The sequence below is a fragment of the Roseateles sp. P5_B10 genome (assembly GCF_056400485.1).
The window spans coordinates 1-2,950 of the sequence record NZ_JBFULE010000661.1; the positions used below are offsets into that span (position 1 = coordinate 1).

At 69.4% G+C, this 2,950-nt stretch carries 4 protein-coding genes; 1 reads left to right on the forward strand and 3 read right to left on the reverse strand.

Translation table 11 applies throughout. The annotated features are described in order from the left end of the window. Positions 1–286: FAD-dependent oxidoreductase (locus AC1DU6_RS25560; RefSeq protein WP_477860525.1), on the forward strand; the 286-nt coding region annotated here is incomplete at its 5' end. Here the strand turns inward: AC1DU6_RS25560 and AC1DU6_RS25565 are convergent. From AC1DU6_RS25565 to AC1DU6_RS25575, 3 genes are read right to left on the reverse strand one after another with little or no spacing between them, the layout of a single operon-like run. Then, positions 287–844, reverse strand: coding sequence for a response regulator transcription factor (locus AC1DU6_RS25565; protein ID WP_457322953.1), 558 nt, complete (start codon positions 842–844; stop codon positions 287–289). Next, positions 834–2,177, reverse strand: a complete 1,344-nt coding sequence (locus AC1DU6_RS25570) for an ATP-binding protein (protein WP_477860527.1) — start codon at positions 2,175–2,177, stop codon at positions 834–836. Before AC1DU6_RS25570 ends, AC1DU6_RS25565 begins: the two co-directional genes overlap by 11 nt. Continuing rightward, positions 2,174–2,881 carry an SURF1 family protein gene (locus AC1DU6_RS25575; RefSeq protein WP_477860529.1) on the reverse strand — a complete coding sequence of 236 codons (708 nt, stop codon included), beginning with the start codon at positions 2,879–2,881 and terminating at the stop codon, positions 2,174–2,176. Before AC1DU6_RS25575 ends, AC1DU6_RS25570 begins: the two co-directional genes overlap by 4 nt. Positions 2,882–2,950 lie beyond the last annotated feature (69 nt).

Below are 2,950 nucleotides of genomic sequence, written 5' to 3' on the forward strand. Positions count from 1 at the left end.
TGCCTGGGGTGGGCTCATGAGCTATGCCCGGCACAAGATGCCGCAGATCGGCCAGCTGGCGCCGGGCCTGTGGTTCGCTCAGGCCTTTGGCGGCCATGGCGTGGCGCCGACGACGGTGGCCGGCGAATGGTTGGCGGACGCCATCAGCGGCCGCGCGGACCTGCCCGCCGCCTTGCGGCGCTACGGATTGACGCCGGTCTTCGGCCAGGCGGGTCTGCTGGCGGCCCAGGCCACCTACAGCTGGGCCGAGCTTCGCGACGCGCTCAAGGAGAGGCTGCCCGGCTGATCACTTGATGCGCTGCTTCTCGAGCTTGCGCGCCAGCGTGCGCCGGTGCATGCCCAGGCGCCGCGCCGTCTCGCTGATATTGAAGTCGGTCTCGGCCAACACCTCGTGGATACGCTCCCATTCCAGCGTCTTGATGGACGCGGTCTGGCGCTCGGTCACTTCCACGTCGGCATCGCCCTGCTTGCGCGCGAAGGCGGCTTCGATGTCGTCTGTGTTGGCCGGCTTGGCGAGGTAATGGCAGGCCCCGAGCTTGATGGCCTCGACGGCCGTCGCGATGCTGGCATAGCCGGTCAGCACGACGATGAGGACCTCCGGGTCCCAGCCATGCAAGGCCTGTACGCAGGACAGGCCCGAAGCGCCGCCAGCCAGTTTGAGGTCGACGACGGCATGGCCGAGTTCCTCGTCCTCGGGCAGCTCGTCGAGCAGGGTCTTCATGTCGTCCAGGCCGGTGGCTCGCAGGCAACGCCAGCCGCGGCGCTCGAAGGAGCGCGTCAGCGTGTGGGCGAAGCTGTCGTCGTCCTCGACGATGAGCAGCAAACGGTCTGCTTCAGCGGGCATGAGTGGCGGATTGTCGCGGCAGCAGCGAAGCCAGGGGCAGCGTCAGCACGACCTCTGCGCCGCCGCCCTCGCGGTTGCGAGCCTCCAGCCGCCCGCCCAGGGTGCGCGCGACGTTGACCGACAGGAAGAGGCCCATGCCACGGCCCGGCTGGCCCTTGCTGCTCTGGTAGGGCTCGCCGAAATGCTTGAGACGGTCGGCGTCGAAGCCGGGGCCGTTGTCGCGCACGCTCAAGTGCAGCGTGGCTTCGTCCGGGCAGGTGGCGACGAGGGTCAGCGGCATGCCTGGCGCCGCCTCGAGAGCGTTATCGAGCAGGTTGGCGACGACCTGCTGCAGGGCGCTGTCCGAGATGATCTCGACCTCGGGCAGGTCCTTGTTGCGCAGTGCCAGATCCGCGCCTGCGTGGGCGGCCCGCCAGTCCTTGGCCAGGCTGTCGGTGAAGGCCTGCAGCGTCGTCAGCCGCGGTGCCTCGCCGCGCATCTCGCCGGCGGACATCAGGATGCCCGTGACGATGGCCTTGCAGCGCAGGATCTGGCGCTGCATCTCCTCGATTTCTTCCCGCAGCTCCGGCTCGCCCGCAAACGGGGCCATATGGGCCCAGTCGCCCAGGATGACGCTGAGCGTGGCCAGCGGCGTGCCCAGTTCATGTGCGGCGCCACTGGCCAGCAGGCCCATGCGCACGATGTGCACCTCCTCGGCCGCGCGCTGCTGCAGCTCGGCCAGCTCGGCATCGCGCTGGCGCAGGTTGCGGTTGATGCGCACGATGAAGACGCTGAGCAGGCCGACATTGAGCACGAAGCACAGCAGCAGGCCGCCCAGGTAGTTGGGCGACAACGTCGTCGGCGATGAGGCATCCAGCAGCAGCGGGCGGTGCCATTGCGTCAGCAGCACGAAGCCCGACACCGCGCTCAGCATGACGGCCATCAGATAGGCCGGCCGCAGCAGCACCGAGGCCACGGCGACCTGCAGCAGATACAGGTAGATGAAGGGGTTGTCGCTGCCGCCGGCCAGATAGAGCTGGCCGGTCAGCACGCCGACGTCGACCAGCAGCGCAATGCAGAGCTCGATCTGGGACACCGGCTGTGTGAGCTTGCTGCGCCAGATGCTGAACAGGTTGAAGACGACCAGGATGCCGAGCAGGCTCAGCATCTCGGCCCAGGGCAGCGTGATCGCCAGGCCGACATGCACGACGAGCACGGTGGCGAGCTGGCCAACGACGGCCAGCCAGCRCAGCTCGATGAGCTGGCGCAGGTTGGCGCGGCCGGCGCGGCGCTCGGGCGCGACGATGACCGGCTCAGCGGGCTCGGCGGTGGGGAGCAGCGGCGTGGGGTTCAAGGCAGGGAGCGGCGGCGCTCTTCGCGGAGCAGATAGATGGCGGCAGCCGCAGACATGGCCGCGAGCGCCAGCCAGGTGATGGCGTAGACGGCGTGATTGTTGGCGAAGCGGATCACCGTCAGGCCCGGCCGCGGCCAGCGCCGGGGTTGGGCGGGGTCGGCGGACTCGTCGACAAAGAAAGGAGCGACGGGGCCCGTCAGGCCAAGTTCGGTCGCAATGCCAGCAACATCGCGCGAGTACCAGCGCCCTTCTGCAGGCACGTTCTTGCGCAGCGGGCCGCCACCGGTTTCGGTCAGGCGCAGCAAGCCCGTCAGCTCGACGGGGCCGGCAGGCGCGGAATGCTGTTCGGGCGCGCGCTGCTCGGGCGGCACAAAACCGCGGTTGACGAGGACAGTGGTGCCGTCATCCAGCCGCAGTGGTGCCAGCACCCAGTGGCCGCCACCGAGTTCGGTCGTGGCCTGCACCAGCACCTCGCGCGGCTCGAAGCGGCCGCGCAGACGCAGAGGGCGGTATTCGTCGGCTTTCGATACTGGCGCGGAAGCGCCCGGCGGCACCACCGGCTCGGCGTGAACCTGCCGTTCGACGCGAGCGATCAGATCCTCTTTCCAGCCCAGGCGCTGGACCTGCCAGGCCGCCAGCGCGAGAAAGCCCAGGCTGGCCAGCGCCGCAGCAACGATCAACGCCATGCGCGCCGCGCGATTCATGACGCCCTCTCGGCACGCGTAGTGCCTGTTGCGGGCCGAGCGCCGGGCCGCTCCCTAGCCGGCCCGCAC